The sequence below is a fragment of the Bradyrhizobium arachidis genome, from assembly GCF_024758505.1.
Taxonomy (GTDB): Bacteria; Pseudomonadota; Alphaproteobacteria; order Rhizobiales; family Xanthobacteraceae; genus Bradyrhizobium; species Bradyrhizobium manausense_C.
In genome coordinates this window covers 6,016,157-6,034,079 of sequence record NZ_CP077970.1, presented here as the reverse complement: position 1 = coordinate 6,034,079, position 17,923 = coordinate 6,016,157, and the positions used below count along the sequence as shown (strand labels likewise).

The 17,923-nt window shown below is 65.1% G+C and carries 2 protein-coding genes; both read left to right on the top strand.

Annotated elements, in window-relative coordinates; genetic code table 11:
• The first annotated feature begins 263 nt into the window (after positions 1–263).
• Positions 264–1,031, top strand: a complete 768-nt coding sequence (locus KUF59_RS27955) for a hypothetical protein (protein ID WP_212455419.1) — start codon at positions 264–266, stop codon at positions 1,029–1,031.
• A 15-nt stretch (positions 1,032–1,046) separates the two neighbouring features.
• Complete coding sequence (locus KUF59_RS27950; RefSeq protein WP_258767250.1) at positions 1,047–17,906, top strand: leukotoxin LktA family filamentous adhesin; 16,860 nt, start codon at positions 1,047–1,049, stop codon at positions 17,904–17,906.
• Positions 17,907–17,923: the final 17 nt, after the last annotated feature.

Below are 17,923 nucleotides of genomic sequence, written 5' to 3'. Positions count from 1 at the left end.
GCCTGAAAGCCCGGTAATCACAATTGATGAAAATAGGGCACATGTGAACCTGCATTCGCAGCTTTGAGGAGCCGAATACCGTATCGCTGTGTTGCTGCGATGTTGCTGAAGACTCGCCGCGCCTGAACCGGCTCTCGTTCGGCCTGATCTCTGTGGCGTTGCAGCATTTGTTGTGTGGTCCCAACGGCTGCTCCTGGTGAGCCAACCGTTTCTTGATTTTCGTCTTTCGGGCTTCGGTTGCCGACGTTTTTTAAAGGTTTGAGATGCGCAGACTCCATTCCATGCTGGCCGCGAGCGGCCTTCTGACGTCCCTTTTGGTCAGCCCGGCGATCGCACAGGGACCGGCAAACCAGGGCACGGCGAATCAAGGCGCACCGAGACAGAAGGCTGCCCCTGCTCCGAAGGCGGTTGCCGCCGGTGCCGGCACCGCGGCGACCTCCGCGCCACCAGCCACGGAAGCGCCTGGTGGCGAGGACAAGGCGGGCAAGGCCATCGATGGCTTCCGTTCCGCCAAGTTCGGAATGAACGAAGCCGATGTCCGCGCCGCGATATCAAAGGATTTTGCCGCGAAGCCTGAGGCGATCAAGACCCAGGACAATCCCGCCGAACTGACGCACAGCGTGCTGCTCCCCGTGCCGGAGTTGCTGCCGAACGGCGGCACTGCCGAACTCTCCTACGTGTTCGGCTACAAGTCCAAGTCGCTGATCCAGGTCGGCGCGGTCTGGTCGAAGGCGACGGATGCGGCGATGACGCCGGAAAAACTGTTCTCCAACGCCAATATCCTGCGCGCCCATTTCCTCAACGAAGGCTTCAAGGCCGACTCCATCGCCGTCAACATGCCCGTCAACGGCGGCATCGTGATGTTCCGCGGCAGCGACGCCAAGGATCGCTCGGTGATCCTCCTGCTCCAGGGGACCTTCGAGACCAAGGAGAACAATCAGCGCGTGCTTACGCCGACCGGCCTCTTGCTGTTCTACGTCGCCGACGCCAAGAGCCCCGACATCTTCAAGCTTCCGCCCGGTCAATTCTGACGACGAGGCTTTGAAATGCGCGGGCCGGTTGCAACGCGAGACGATGATGGTCTGACACTGCGGGCGTTCGCGCGCCTGCGTGGGACCGCGCTGCTGTGCGCCATGCAGATGGTGTTTCTGCCCGTCTTCAGCGTCAGGCTGCAGGCGCAGACGGCCAATGTGATCATCCCGGACGGCCGCACCGGCACCAGCCTGCAGACCTCGGGCAACGTCACCAACGTCACGACGTCGACGGTCTCTGGCGTCAACGCCTTCAACTCGTTCTCGCAGTTCAGCGTCGGCCAGGGCAACACGGTCAACCTGCAACTGCCGACCGGCACGCAAAACCTCGTCAACATCGTCCGTGACGCGCCCGTCTACGTCAACGGCACGCTCAATTCCTACATGAACGGCCAGATCGGCGGTAACGTCTTCTTCGCCGATCCCAAGGGCTTTGTCGTCGGCCGCAGCGGCATAGTGAATGTCGGTAGCCTCAACGTGTCGACGCCGACGCGAGAGTTCACCGACAGCCTGATCGGCGCACAGGGGCAGATCAATGGTTCGGCCGTCGGCAATCTGATGGCCGGCTCGTTCCCGGTCTCGCCGGACGGCAACATCAGGATCTTCGGTCGGATCAACGCCCAGGATGGCGTCCGCCTGACCGGGCAGAACGTCCTCGTCGGCGGCGGTGCAAGCCAGCGCGACATCGCCAATCTCGATCACGCCGCAAAATTCGCCGCATCGGTCAATTCCAAGGGACTGCGCAGCGCGGCAGCGATCACCGTGCGCAACGGCTCGATTCATATCGGCGCCGCCAACAACGCGACCGTCAACGGACGGCTTTCGGCACGCAGCAAGACCACGACGCCGAGCACCATCATCGTCGATGCCGGCAAGAACATCGATATCGGCAAGAACGCCAGACTCAGCGCCGCCAGCAAGACGGGCGATGCCGGCGATATCCGCCTCAAGGCCACCGAGAACCTGACCGTCAAGGGCGGCGCCCGGTTCAACGCCAGCTCGAAGACCGGCAATGCCGGTCTTGTCGAGCTGAGCGCATACGGCATCATCGACATCGGCCAAGGCATCAAGGTCAACGTAGCCGCGCCGAACGGCAAGGCGGGCACGCTGCTGATCGATCCGACCGACGTGGTCGTCGGTGATGCTGCCCAAGGCGACACCGGCGTGACGCTGTCGAACAGCTCTGTCGCGGCTGCGCTCGCCGGACTCAGCGCAGGTGCCAACTACCTCATCCAGGCTGATGATTCTGTTACGCTGGCTGCGCATGCGCTGATCGACGCGCGCCGTCTCGATGGCTCCGGCCATTCGACGGGTAACGCCAACAGCGTCACCATCCAGGCGCCGAACATAGACATCAAGAATGGTGCGCAGATCCTGGCCCAGGTGGTCAATTTCGGCGGAACGAACTACGTCGACGGCGATGTGACGCTGACCGCCACCGCCAGCCAGACGTTGCTGTCCGGTCATGCCTATGCGACCACCGGCATCACGGTCGACGGCAAGATCACCGGCGGCGCTATCTCGATCAACGCGACGTCGACCGCCACGGCGAGCTTCACCAGCTCGATTGCCGGGACTTTTGCCCTGGTTGGCGAATCCGTGCCGGGGCTGATCCTCGGCCTCAATGGCGGCTATGTCGCAGCGAGCGCAACCGCGAATATTGCCATCAACGGCCATGCCAACATCTCCGGCAGCGGCGACATCTCGATCAACGCGCACGGCTCGGAGAGAGCCGAAGATCCCGTGATCGCCTCGACGCTCCTGGGTGTATCGCCGGTCGGCGCTGCGGTCGTGGTCGGCAACATCGCCGGCAACGTATCCACCAACATCGCAAACAACGCGACGATCAGTGCCGGCGGCTACCTGAACATCAAGGCCATCAACGACGCCAATATGAACGTCGCTGCGGTGTCGCTGACCTCGAGCGCAGTTCTCGTGGCGACGGTGGCCTATTCGACCGCATCCGTGACGACGACGGCGAACGTCGAGACCGGCGCCAACCTGAGCGTCGGGACCAGGTCGGCGGGCGGACTTGCCCTGCGAGCGTTGAACAACAACAGTTTCTCGACATCGGCGACCTCCGTCGGGCTGGACAATCCTTCGCTCAATGGTGGCGTCGGCGGCGCCGTTGCGATCAGCAACGTCAATACGTCGGCGACCGCGACGATGGGTGGCTCGCTCGGCACCGGCACGTCGAACCGGATGAACGGCGCGCTGACGGTGGAGGCGACCTCCAACACGACGTCGAACTCGACGATGTCCTCGACCATCACCGGCACGCCGGCGCTGATCGCCGGCCTCCAGGGCGCGGCAGTCGTCGGCACGATGAATCCTGGCCTGTTCTCGCAGCAGCTGAGCACGCTGTTCACCGCCGATTTGAATCTGAAGGCGGCTGCGGCCCTTTCGATCGCGCGCAGCACAGAGAGCGCGACGGCGGCGATTGCGCAAAATCCCAGTGGCGGCGCGCCGTCGATCTATACGTCAGGCAACGTCGCGGTCATCTCGAACGTGATCGACGTCGGCGTGCGCAGCATTGCGACGGCCTCGGCGATCACCTCGAGCCCGGTCGACGGTCAGTCGGTAGCCGTCGCGGCCGCGGTCGCATGGGGCGACTTCACGCATAATTCCAACGCCTATATCGGGGCCGGAACCCTGATCAACGCGCCGCAGATCGGGGTCGTCGCCAACACCTACATGCCGATCACCAACACCTGGTTGCAGTGGAACGGGCTCACCGACGTTCTGCGGCATCTCAACGGCAATCTCGGCGTCGGCGGCAGCATTTTGACCAGCTACGCCAACGCGACCGCGGATGCCGGCGACACGCTCGGCGTCGCGGGCTCCGTCAACAACTTCATGGTCCACAACAACACGACCGCGTGGGTTGCGACCGGGGCCAGCCTGACGTCGACCTGCTCGATCGCGACTTGCGGCACGGGCGCCTGGACGGCCCCGCTTGATACGGGCGCGACGCAGGCCTTCGACGCGACACTATCCATCTCGGCGAACGCCTATTCGGCCTCGATCGACGCTGCGGGCAATGTCGGCACGCTCGGCCTCCTTCCGGGCAACACGTCAGGTGGCTCGTCGCTCGGTGGCGCCCTCAACCTGGTGCAGTTCTGGAACAACACCATTGCCGGCGTCGCGTCGGGTGCCTCGGTCGGTGCGTCCGACAACATCTCCATCACCGCGTCGACCACCGACCAGTTCTTCGGTGTTGCGCCGACCTCCGGCAAGGCAGCCGGCGCGCTGGCGCTGAACGGCATCACGTCGATCGCGCTCGTGCACAACACGACGCATGCCTCGATCGGCATGGGCGCCAATGTGTCGGCGCCGACGGTCAATCTGCTCGCGCAGCAGGATCTGTCGATGCTGTCGGTCGCGGGCGCCGTGTCCGCCGGTGGCAATTCGGCGGTCGGCCTTGCCGTCGCCTATCTCGGTGCGACCACCGATACCTCCGCTTATGTCGGCGACAACCACGCCGACATCCGGCCTGGCCCCTTCAGTGCTGATGATCCGTTCTCCGGAAACGGCGGCGGGAATGGCACGATCGCCAGCGACAAGCTGGTGATTTCTGCGACGACCGCTGGCCGGATCACAGCGGCGTCGATCGCGGCCGCAATCTCGGAGCCTTCGGTTTCTGACTTCGGCACCAAGGCAAGCGCGGCCGGCGCGGCCGCCACGGGCGGACTGAGCGGGATTTCGAGCGCGCTGACCAAGATCAGCTCGTCGTCGGGCGCCTCCGGCGACGGCATGACGGTCGACATCGCCGGCAGCTCGTCCGTCAGCGACACCAATCTGGCGACGAGCGCCTCGATCACCGGCGTCACCGTCAATCGCTATACGACCAATGGCCTGACGGCCAGCACGGTGGTGCAGGCGCTCAACAATACGATCCTCGACAACGGGTCAGGCGGTGCCGCCGCCAACCTGGCTGGATCCTCCGGCTCCTCGAGCGTAGCGGTCGACGGCACGATCGCCGCGGCGATTTCGAACAACAGCACGCTGGCCTTCATCAAGAACAGCACGATGAACAACCAGCAGTCCGTGACTGTGCAGGCGCTGAGCGGCGGATCGGAAATGGCCGTGGCCATCGGCCTTGCCGCGGCGCCGCGATCCAATGCCGTCTCGATCGCGCTGTCGGTCGGTATCCTCACCGACAGCACTAATGCCTATGTCGAGAATTCGACCATCACGGGCGTCTCGACCGGCGTCAATCGCGCCCTCGAGGTCGACGCCTATCAGACCACCAACATCGCGGTGGGTGGCGGTTCGTTGTATGTGTCGGGTGGCCAGGCCGGGTTCGGCGTCGCCATGACTTATGCCTCGATCGGCGATCCCACGGACGGCAAGGCCACCGACGCGCATATCAAGTCGACCTCGATCAGCAATTACGACACATTGCTCGTGATGGCCGACAACGCCAGCGTCATCGCCTCCGGCGCGGCGTCGGGCGGGGCAGGGGCCAACGGTCTCTCCGGCGCCATCGTCGTCAACGAGATCACGCCGACCACGACGGCCTATATCAGCAGCAACGCGACGGTGAACATCAATGTCGGTCGCGTCACCGTGCTGGCGGACAGCGGCGCAGTATCGGCGCTGGATACGGCGCTCGGAAACCTCGTCAAGAAGAACAACAACAATCTTCTCGCCTCGGATACCTGCACGGTCGCCGGTGGCACGGGGGGACAGAACTGTATTGATTTCAGCGCGGCCGCGCTCAACGACGGCACGGGTAACGGTCCGGGGGGCAGCATCATCTCCGTTGCGGGCCTCATCCAGGCCGGCAAGAACAATGTCGGCGCCTCGATCATCTACGACACTATCGCAACGACGCATTCGGCCTATATCGCCAACGTGCTGATGTCGACCGGCAGCGGCAATGTCAGCGTGAGCGCGGTCGACTCCTCGAAGATCCAGTCGGTCACGATCGGCTTTGGCCTTGCCACCGGACAGTTTGCCGGCGTTGGCGGCATGACGATCAGCAGCATCGCCAATACCGTTTCGGCGGCCATCGGCGACAACCTGTCCAGCGCGTCGCAATCGAGCGTTACGGGCCGCAATATCTCCGTCTCCGCGACCGACAATTCCAGCATCACCGGAACCGCGGCGGTCGCGGGCGCCTCAACCCAGGGCAGCGCCGCGGGCCTTGCGCTCGTCTACAGCAGCATCGCCAATAATGTCAGCGCCGGCGTCACCGGCTCCAGGCTGACCGCATCGGGCAACGTTGCCGTCAACGCGAACTCGAACGCCAGCATCTCGACCGTAGCCCTTGGTATTGCGATGTCCTCGCAGGTCGGGCTGGCAGGGTCGGTCGCCACCAATCTGATGGGGACCAACGTCACCGCCAGCATCACGGCTGCCGGTACCAACGGTATCAATGGCGCCGACGTCACCGCAACCAACAACGTTGGCGTGATCGCCGGCAACAACGACAAGGCGGCCGTATTCGCCGGCGCCGTGTCCATCAGCAAGGGCGCGGCTGGCGGCGCGGGCTCGCTGGTGACCAACAAGATCACCGGGACCACCGCAGCCTATATCAGCGGTGCGAATACCCAGGTCGATGCGCTCGGCACCAGCACAACCGATACACTCTCGGTCAACAACGGCACGCTCGTCCATGCCTTCGATCTCGGCACTGCGCAGCGGCCGAGCGATAGCACGCCTGATCTGTCCGAGAACCAGGACACCGTGCGCGGCCTTGCCGTCGTCGCGAGCTCGCACCAGGCGGTCGTGGCCAACGTCGCCTCGCTCTCGGCGAGCAGTGGCATAGCCATCATGATCAACCCGATCACCAATGTGATGAGCGGTGCGACCCGGGCCTATATCGACAGCGCATCCATCGACACGCGCCTGACCTCCACGACGCTGGCACCGCAGATCGAGGTGGCCGCGTCGAGCTTCTCCTATTCCGGCACGTTCGGCGCCGGCATCATCCCGCCCACTGGCAATGGCGGCGGCGGCGCCACCATCATCTCGACGACGATGGCGCGCGATACCCTCGCTTACATCACCAACGCCACGGTCGGCGGCGTGCAGTCGTCGAGCGCGACGGTCGGCGCCGTCACGGTGAAGGCCAATGCCGAGCAGGATGCGTCCTCGATCGCCATCGGCTTCAACACCGGCTCGGTCGGGTTGAACGTGTTCCAGGCGACGACGGAAGCCTATGTCGACGGCGGCGCGTTGACGGCCGCGTCGCTGACGGTGAACGCCACCAACAATACCGGCATCTTTTCGGCGAACGGTTCCGGCGCCTATGGCAGCCAGGCCGCGATCGGCGCGGCGTTCCTGGTCCAGGTCTCCTCGAACCGCACCGAGGCCTATGTTGGCGATGAGTACCACTATCAGGGCACTGGCGCTGCGCACACGACCGCGCTCAATCTGAGCGGCGCGCTGGACGTCGAGGCCAACACGAAGAACCGCTTCGAGGCCTATGCGATCGGCGGCGCGCTCTCGACGGGAACGGCCGCGATCGCCGGCATGGCGAACATCGAAATCGCCAACAACACCACGATCGCGGGCGTCTACGACACCACGCTGCAGTCGCCGACGGGCGGCGCGGCCGGCGCGGTCACGATCAATGCGACCGAGGACGTGGCGATCAAGGAGATCGCGGGCGCGCTCGCGGTCGGCGCCAGCGGGGCGGGTGTCGGTGTCGGTGCCGCAGCCAATGTCATCGTCTTCAAGAGCCAGACCATTGCGGAAAGCCGCAACAGCGACCTCAATTCGGCCGGCGCGATCAATGTCGGCGCGCTCAGCACCAAGGAAGTTCTGTCCTACGCGGTGACGGCCGGCATAGGTGGCAGCGTCGGTATCGGTGCGACCGTCGGCGTCATCATCATCGGCACCAACACCGCCGACCCGGATACGCAGGGGCAGCAGACCGGCCAGCTCAACCAGAATGGCAACGGCACGATTGCGTCGGTGAACTCAAGGACCAGCACCACGCATGGAAGCGACGCGGTGGCGAGCGGCACGTCCGGCGATCCGAGCTCGGCGAATGCCAGCTCGACCTACGATGTCTCGACAGTGCTGACCGGCGGCAATGACGGCGTCACCGCGCAGATCGCGGGCGGCAATGTTGTGGGCACGCAGGTCAATGTCGGCGCCACCAGTGCCAACGCAGCCAAGATGTACCTGCTCGGTGCCGGCTTTGCAAAGAACGTCGGCATCGGTGCCGGCATCGGCTACACCAGCGTCAACAGCAGCGTGCTCGCGAACCTGAGCGCGATCGTCTCCGCGCCGACCGTCAACGTTGCGGCTCTGGTCAAGGACGCCAACACCGGCCCTTATGCTGGCAAGACCATCGACACCGAGGCGATTGCGGGCGGTGCGGCGCTTTATTTCGGCGCGCAGGCCGCTGTGGCTGTCGGCAACGTGACCAACACCGTGACGGCCCAGCTCGGCGGCAGTGTCACCGGCACCGGCGGCAATGGTATTGCCGTCATGGCGCTGGACTCATCGACGCAGGTCGTCTTTACGGGCGGCGTCACCGGCGGTGCCGCAGCTGTCGGCGCGTCGGTCGCCACGGCCGGACGGTCGAGTTCGGTCGCGGCAAAGGTTCTGGACGGCACCACCGTCGACACCTCGACGCTGGCGGTTGGTGCATCCGGCGCCGGCAAGCTGACCACGACGGCCACTGCGCTCGGCGGCGGCATCCTCGCAGGCGTGGGTGCCGATGCCGAGGCCAAGGAAAACTCGACCGTGCTGGCCGAGATCGGGGCCAATTCCTCGATCACCACGTCGGCGAGCAATGTTGGCACCCTGGTGACGGCGTCGATCACGCCCGATCTGTCGAGCAGCGCGATCGGCGTCTCGGTCGGCGGCGGTGCGGTTGGCGTTGCGATCGCCCAGTCGGTGGTCGGAGCCACGGTCACGGCCGATGTCGGCGACAATGCCGTCTTCTCCGGCGGCGCACTTGCGGTGACCGCCATGGCGCTGGTTCCGACCGGCGGCACGACCACCTACGCCTGGTCGCTCGCGGGCGGCGGCGGCTCGCTGATCGGCGCGCAAGGAAGCTACGCGAGGGCGTCGCAGAACGTCACTGTCAAGGCCTATGGCGGGACCGGGATCACGCTTCCCAACGCCGATGTGGTTATCGCGGCCCAGAACGACAGCAGCCAATACGCCGAGGCGACCGGCCTCTCGACCGGGTTCCTGGCCCTGGGCGCGAGCGTCGCACAGACCTCGTCCAACGCCCACACCCACGCCTATCTCGGTGCTGACGCGATCACGTCGGCGTCCAATACTGGCATTCTCCAGATCACCGCCACGGGCACGGATACCAACGTCGCCAATGCGATCGTCGGCGCGGGCGGCACTTATGCCGGCGCTGCTGCGGTCGCGACGACCAGCAGCACGGCCGTGACCGACGCCATGATCAATGGCGACACGACCGACCAGACGCTCTATTTCGGCGGCCTTAGCATCAAGGCCACGCGCACGACGAATTATGCGGCGAGCGGAGACGCCTACCAGGCGTCTACGGCGGGCGTCTCCGCCGGCAAGGCGCAGAACGACGTCACCTCGACCACGACAGCCGAGGTGGGGACCCATCTCATCATCAATTCGGCGGGCGGCGACATGGTCGTCATCGCCAACGACATCGTCAACCAGGCCGGCGGCGGCGCGCGTTCGGGCTCCGGCGGCTCGTTCTCGGGCGCTGCCGCGCTCAGCAGCTCCAACGTTACCCAGACCGTCAACACCAACATCGACGCCGGCACGATTTTGAGCCTCAACGACGATCCGCGGTCGTCGACGGCGGTGATCAACATCGAGGCCTACAACACGCTCAACACGACCGATACGGCGAGCCTGGCGACGGCCAGCCTGTTCGCCGGCGGCGGCGCCGAATCCGACATGACCGCGAATGCCACGCTCACGGTCAACATTCAGGCGCGCGAGCTGTTCAGTGCCGGCAACATCTATATCGGCTCGGCTTCACGGATGGCGGCGGCCAACAACGCCAATGCCAGCCTCTACGGCGCGATCGCCGGCGTCGGCGCCAGCACCAACAGCTGGGTCCATGCGACCCAGGCCGTCAACCTCGGCTCCAGCTCGACGGTCGAGGCCTGGGGCCAGATCAATATGTATGCGGGCCTTGCCGGCGACGGCACCGTCTACTCCAGCGTGCAGGCGACCGCGACGACGGTCGTCTACAACAACACGGCGATTCCGATCTCCACACTCTATCGCGGCACGGCCAATGCAGCCGACACCACGAGCCTGACGCTGGCCGACAGCTCAAAGGTGCTCGGCGCGCGCGACATCTTTCTGGGTGCAACCCAGGGCCTGGTCGCGGCCGCCGGCAATGGCAGCAATTACAATCCGTACCTGGACATTTTCAGCGCCAAGAACAGCGACAACCACAGCCACACTAGCGGCACCGGCGACGTTGCGCTCAACGGCCTCGTGGTCGCCGGCATCCACAATGACGAGACCATCACGATCGCGCTCGGCGCCAGCGCGCCGACGTTGTCGACCACGAGCCCGTACGATCCGCTCTCACTGCAGTACGTCCAGGACGTCAATCACTTCAGCCCGGTGATGAGCTGGAACAACCAGAAGATCCAGTATACCATCGTCGGCGGCTTCAATCCCTACCAGACGATCGTGTCCCAGCTCGTCTCGCTGAGCGGATTGACCACAACGCAGGTTCAAACCGCGCTCGCCCAGAGGCAGCCCGCGATCATGTTTACCGGCTCCGATCCGACCGGTGACATCCAGCGCCAGATCAACACGCTGATCCAGCAGGCGCCGTTCGCCGCCAACGCGTCCGGCAACGCCTTCGCGTTCGGCGACATCCTGGTGTCCGCCGGCAACGTCTCGATCCTGGCGCAGAAGCTGACCGGGAACAGCGATGCGGGCCACACCGCGCCGTCTGTCAACGCGCGCAGCTCGCCCATGATCAAGATCGAGAACCAGGGCCTCGACTTCGTCGCCGTGCGCAACCTCACGGTCACCAACGTGACCGGCGGCAACATCACCTACCGGCAGATCGACCATGTCGATCCGGACTCGCACTCCAATGTCACCTTCAACGCCTCGCCCAGCGCGACGCCGATCATCGACATCTCCGCGACCTACAACCGCAAGGACCCCAACACCGGCCTTGGCGTCGACCAGAACGGCAACACGCTGACCCGCACGCCCGACATCTATTTCGACGGCGTCGTCACCAACCAGAACGGCCTGCTCAAGATCACCAACAGCCTTGGCAACGTCGTGGCGTCGCAGACGCTCGATGCGGCGACGATCCAGATGGTGGTGCCGAACGGCTCGTTCACCTTCAATGGCGGCGTCGGCAGCATCTTCACCACCAACCACGACGTGGCCTCGCAATGGGCCAACGTCCAGTACAAGCCGGACGACAACGACACGCTGACGGCGGTGATGGCAGCGGCGACCTATCTCGGCGCCTATGGCGCCTATGACACCGGCGTGCACATCGCCAGCGGCGGCAATCACCCGTATTTCTATTATTGCTGCGCGTCCGGCAGTGAGGGTGTTGCCGGCACGGCCTCCAACAGCACGATCTTTACCGCGCGCATGCTGGAACTGTACTACGACGGACGTTCGCTCTATTCGGCGATCTTCCTGCCGACGGGGAACGGTACGCCGAACAATGGCGGCGGCAGCGTCGGCAGCACCAGCACGCTCGCGACGATCGAGGGGCCGACGCGTCAGACCATCAGCACCGCGCCATGGGAGAAGACGACCTACGATAACCAGGGCGTTTATACCAACAGCGGCGATTACCAGACCCCATTCAATTGCTCGGGATGCGCGGCCTACTTCCAGGTCATCAACATCCAGAATGACGTAATCACGCCGAAGACCGCCAACACGGCGATCAGCCCGCCGGCCAACGCGCCGTTCATCGTCGGCAAGGCGATCATCCTGTCGGCGTCGGTGCTCAACGTCAACGGCACCATCCAGAGCGGCTCGAGCAGCAATTATTCGGTCAATATCGACAACGCCGCGCTCAACGCCATCAATTTGCTCAAGGGCGACAGCAAGGCCTTTGCGCAGGCCCAGACCAATGCCCAGCACGGCAACTATGTCGACCTGACGCAATATCTGACGAAGGACACCAGCACCGACGTGCTGGTTGGCGCCAAGTACAATGCCGCGACCGACCAGATCATACTGAACAGCGTGGTGCAGGGCTCGGGCGGCTACGTCTACCTGAACGGCAGGATCATCTCGACTTCGACCGAGAACAACGTCTCGCAGGGCAACATCATCATCAACGGCGGCGCCGGCACGATCAACGTGCACAACACCACCGGTCTCCAGCTCGTCACCAACACCATCAACACCGGCGTCAGCGCCGCCAGCGTGATCCAGATCGTCGACCAGCTCAAGCAGCAGACGACGTGGTACGTGTACAATCCGGCCGCGGCCGGCGGCCAGCAGGTGTCGACGTATCAGACCAACAGCGTCAATGCGAGCCAGTACACCGCCTCGATGCTGACCGGCGTCAGCGGCACGGCGGGCCTGCAATACACGCCGCAAGCCAACATGTATTACCAGTGGGTCGATACGGCGACGCTCGAGCGTCCGGCGACCAGCACGCAGTTCGACTATGGCTGGCACTATACCTCGCGCGATCCCGTAACCGGCAGCTCCTTCGTCCGCACCTACAGTCTGGTTTCGAACGTGCAGCAGGCCACCGGTGGCGGTACCACCGGCCAGTTGCAGAGCAGCAACTTCCAGGAGGTCGTCACCGCGAGCGGCTCGTATCACGGCGGCGGTTACAACACGACAGCCGGCAAGTGCTGCGGCGCAGACGGCCACTACGACTGGTACCAGGAGATCTGGGACCACATCACGTTGACCCTGACCAACACGGTCAAGGCGTCGAACCCGATCAACATCCAGTTCAACGGCGGCGGCACCAGTACGGTTGCAGTCAATTCGAACTCCAGCATCGTCATCAACGGTCCGATCAACAATCTCCAGGGCACGACCACGGTCGCCGCGACCGGCGCAAACTCGTCGATCACGGTCGGTGCGAATGCCAACAATCCGGTGATATCGGGGACGAGCGTGACGCTGTCCGCTCCGGGTGGCATCGGCAAGATCGGCGCGGGCGGGGCTCCCGTCCAGGTGCAGGTCTATGGTGGCAGCCTCACCGCCAATTCGATCGACAACGACATCGCGATCGCAGCGGTAGGCGCGCTCTCGATCAACCAGGTGAAGGTGGCTCCGACGGTGTCCGGCAACGCGCCGCAGGGCAGCGTCTTCATCTCGGCGACCGGTGACATCAATTCGGCGTCCGCCTACGACGTCGCCAACCCCGTCGTGGTCGGCAAGAACATCGAGATCAACTCCACCGGTGGAGCGATCGGTGCGAAGACCGGCGTCAGCAACGGCGCCACCGTGCTCACCAACATCAATCCGCTGGTGATCCAGGCGACGGGCACGACGCTGGTCGACGGCAGCGTCGACGGCGGCGTTCTCAACAGCGCGTCGGCCACCGGCACCTACATCGTGCAGTCGAAGGGCGACCTGCGGCTCGGCACGATTTCGTCGACCGGCGGCCCGGTCTTCCTGGAGGCCGCGGGCTCCGACGGCAACCGCGCCAGCATCCTCAACGGACAAACGGCGGTCGGTCTCACCGCGGCGCAGAGCGCGCATCTCCAGAGCGTCTGGACCAGCCTCGATCTGCTCAGCGGCAACGCCGCCACGACAGCCGTCAACAGCTACCAGTCGATGGTCACGGCGGCCTACAATGACTACTTCCAGCTCAAGAACGTCGTCTTCACCAACTGCGCCACCGACTGCGTCTATAGCGCGATCGGTCAGACCGTGCTGCGGGCGCAGGTCGCCGCCAAGCTCGGCATCGATCCGTCCAACGTCCAGGCGGCCGACATGCAGGCCGAGGCCATGGCGCGGCTCCAGAGGGATCAGTTCCTGCTGGGCATCAAGTCAACGGCCGAGCTCACGGACTCGCTGACGACCCTGTTCGGCGCCACGCTCGCAACCAACCTGTTCTCCAATCTGTTCCAGAACGTCGCTCCGGCCGATCAGCGCATGCCGACCAATACGGCGCTGCAAACGGCGCTCGGGAGCTACAACGCGAACTACCGATACACGCTGGCGTCGACCGAGAAGGTCTACACCATCATCACGGCGGGCTCGCAGTGGACGCATGACCAGCTCGCCTATACGGTCTCGTCGTCTGCCGTCGGCGCGACGCCGCCGCCGATCGACGATCTCAAGCCGAACATCCAGGCGAGCCAGGTCATGCTCTACGCGCCGAACGGCTCGATCGGCAATCTGGCCCTGCCGGAGACCTTCAGCTTCACCAGCGTCAATTCCTCGTCGCTCACGGCGGCGCAGAAGGGGCTGCTTGCCTCGGCCGGTCCCGGGCAGCTCACCGTCCACGCGGTCGAGGATCCCACGAGCCACATCGTGACCTATTCGGTCAGCGTGTCGCAGCAGAGCCTCGTCGTGCTCGACGACCCGACGGCGGTCTCGGCCAAGGCGCAGTCGCAGATCTATCTCGGCAGCCTGCACAATCTCGCGCTCGGCGGCATCACGGCGTCGAACTACGGTTCGATGAGCGCCGCACAGGCCAATGGCGTCCAGGTCACCGGCACCGGCGACGTCAAGCTCAATGTCGTCGGCAGCATTTCCAACGGTGTGACCGGCGTGCCGGTGATCTCGGGCGATATTCCCAACCTGACCCTGATCGCCGAGCACGGCAACATCGGAAGCGCGGGCACCGCCGGCAGCGACCCCGCGGCCAACGCGAACGCGCTCCAGGTCGCATTCACGAACCCGACGACGGATCGGCTTGATCAGGTCTCGGCCGGGCAGGGCATCTATCTGAAGCAGACAACCGGCGATCTCATCCTCGGCAACATCTCGGCGAGCGGCGCGATCCAGTTGACGGCGACCGGTAGCATCTATGCCGAGGCCGGGTTCACCGACCGCACGGCGGTGCATATGGTGGGTTCGGAGCTCGATCTGCGCGCCGGCGGCAGCATCGGCTTCAACGGCTCGGCCTTTCAACCCCTGCAGGTGCAAATCTCAGGCGCCGTCACCGGCTCCGCCGTCGGCAACGTCAGCATTTTGGCGCCGTCGGGCGATCTCACGATCGGTGCGACCGGCACCTGGGGCACGCTGTCGGCGGGCGGCGCGCTGACGCTGAACGTGACGGTCGGCGCGCTCGCCATCAACGCCGATGTCTCCAGCGTCGGCCTGATGCAGTTGCTGGCGAACGGCGCCATCACGTTCGCAGCCGGCACCAACGCAGCGCCGGTGGTGGCGTCCAGCAGCACGGGCGCGGTGACGTTGGCCTCGGCGACGCTGTCGATGGGCGCCTGGTCGGCGATCGATGCCGCGGGCGTGATCTCGGTCGCGACCACGGGCGATGCGACCATCGGCCAGCTCAACTCGCAGGCCTCCTATGCCGCGGCCGGCAATGCGCCGTCGATCGTCGTCAGCGCGGGTGGCGTCAGTGCGCCGGGTGCGATCCTCGGCAACGGCGACGGCCAGACCAGCTTCATCGCGTCCGGCACCGGCGCCGGTCTCTCGCTCTCGGCGTCGAACGGCATCGGCAGCTCGGCCAGGCGGCTCGACTTCAACGCGGCGCTGTTATCGGCAAGCACGAGCGATGGAGGCATCTACCTCAAGGCCCTGACCGGGACCGAGGCGACGCTGCTCTCGGCGGTCAAGGGCAATGTCGACATGCTCGGCACGTCAGGCCTGACGATGGACCAGGTGCTGGCCGGCACGGCGAGCGGGGCCTCCGGCAGCTTCCGTGCGGTCACCAATGGCGGCAGCATCGTCATCGGCACCGCCGACAGCAGCGGCTCGCAGACCGTCCATGCCAGCCAGAACGTCACGTTCAAGGCGCTGACCACGACCGGTGCGACGCTTGACGCCGGCAACATCGACGTCACGGCCGACAATGGCTTCATCCTCGCGCAGACGGTCTCCTCGGGCGGCGTCACCACGCAGGGCGCGGTCGCGGCGCACGGCTCGGCGACGCTGGCGGCCGGTACGACCATCACCGGCAACACGCTGTCGGCGGCGACTGGCTCCGGTTCGCTCACCGCGACCGGTGCGGTCAACTGGAACACGCTTGATGTCGCGAAGGTGCTCGGCATTACCTCGGGCCAGGACAGCATCGTCTTCAAGACGGCGCAGAGCGGCGGCACGCAGACGATCCATGCCCATCAGAACGTGACGTTCAACGCGCTCACCGCAACCGGCGTGACCGGCGATGACGGCAGCATCAACGTCAACGCCGACACCGGCTTCATCCTGGCGCAGACGGTGACCTCGGGCGGCGTCACCACGCAGGGCTCGGTCAACGCCCACGGCTCGGCGACACTGGCGGCAGCCACGGCCATCACCGGCAACACGCTGTCGGCGGCGACCGGATCCGGCTCGCTCACCGCGAATGGTGCGGTCAACTGGAACACGCTTGATGTCGCCAAGACGCTCGCCATCACCTCCAGCCAGGACAGCATCACCCTCAAGACGGCGCAAAGCGGCGGCACGCAGACGATCCACGCCCATCAGAACGTGACGTTCAACGCGCTGACCGCAACCGGCGTGACCGGCGATGCCGGCAGCATCAACGTCAACGCCGACACCGGCTTCCTGCTCGCGCAGACGGTGACCTCGGGCGGCGTGATCACGCAGGGCTCGGTCGACGCCCACGGCTCCGTGAGCCTGATCGCGGCGACCTCCAACACCGGCCATAATTTGACGGCGGCCACCGGCAATGCACTGCTCCAGGGCCAGATCGTGCGCTGGGATAATCTTGAGGTTGCGGGCACGCTCGGCCTCACCGCGACGACCGGCGGCATCACGCTCGGCACGGCCGTGAGCGGCGGCACGCAGTCGCTCCACGCCCACGGCGACATCGTGTTCAGCCAGCTCACAACCAATGGCATTCCGGGTGATGCCGGCGACATCAATCTGCGCTCCGATGCCGGCTCGATCCGCGGCGGATCGCTCTCGGCCAATGGCGACACGCATTTCGAATCGGCCGGATCGATCGCGCTCGATCGCATCCGCGGCAACACGGTCAAGCTGTCCTCGCCGAACGACCTGACCATCAACTTCGTCAGCGTGGTCAAGGAGCTCGACCTCGCCGCCAACACGATCAACGTCAAGGGCGAGCAGATCAAATCCAACCCGTCGATCCCGCTGATCATGAACATCACCGGCTACAATGGCGGGACGGCGACGACGGCCAACGTCTTCATCGATCCGGACGCGATCATCATCAACCAGTTCAGGGTTGTGGACGCGACCTTCATCACGGACGCGCCGGCCGTCACGATCGTGAACGGCTACGTGCCCGGCCAGTTGATGCTGACCACGGCAACCCAGCAGGTGCTGCTGAACAACCGCTCCCCGGCGCCGTCGGCCTGGCCGACCTTGCAACTCTACCAGCCCGACGGCGTGTTCACGATGAGCCAGATCGGCAACGCCAACATCAGCAACAGCTACGTGGTGTTCTACTCGGGCGACGTCTCGGCGACCGTCACCAACTACGGGTCGTCGCACACCTGCTGCAATGCCTTCACCGGCGCCAGCATGCTGCGCAACGTGTCGGTCGACGGCGAGGGTTACGAGACGATCGACACCTGGCTCGCGCAGAAGAGCGGGGCAGGGTCGTTCTACCTGCTCGGCCTCTCCGGCCATGCGCGGCTGGACGCGCTGCTGACGCCGCGGCCGGTCGAGGCGATCGGATCGGGCCCTGCCGTCAACGTTGAAGGGTTGAGCGACATGCGCAAGCTGCGCCGTCACCAGCAGGGCCAGCGCGCTGGTCGCGCGGGCTGGAAGGACGCGGCCGTGACTGGAATCGCGAAGCCGGACCTCGGCCATTTCGCCGAAGCCAGGTAACGGAATCGAGTAACGGG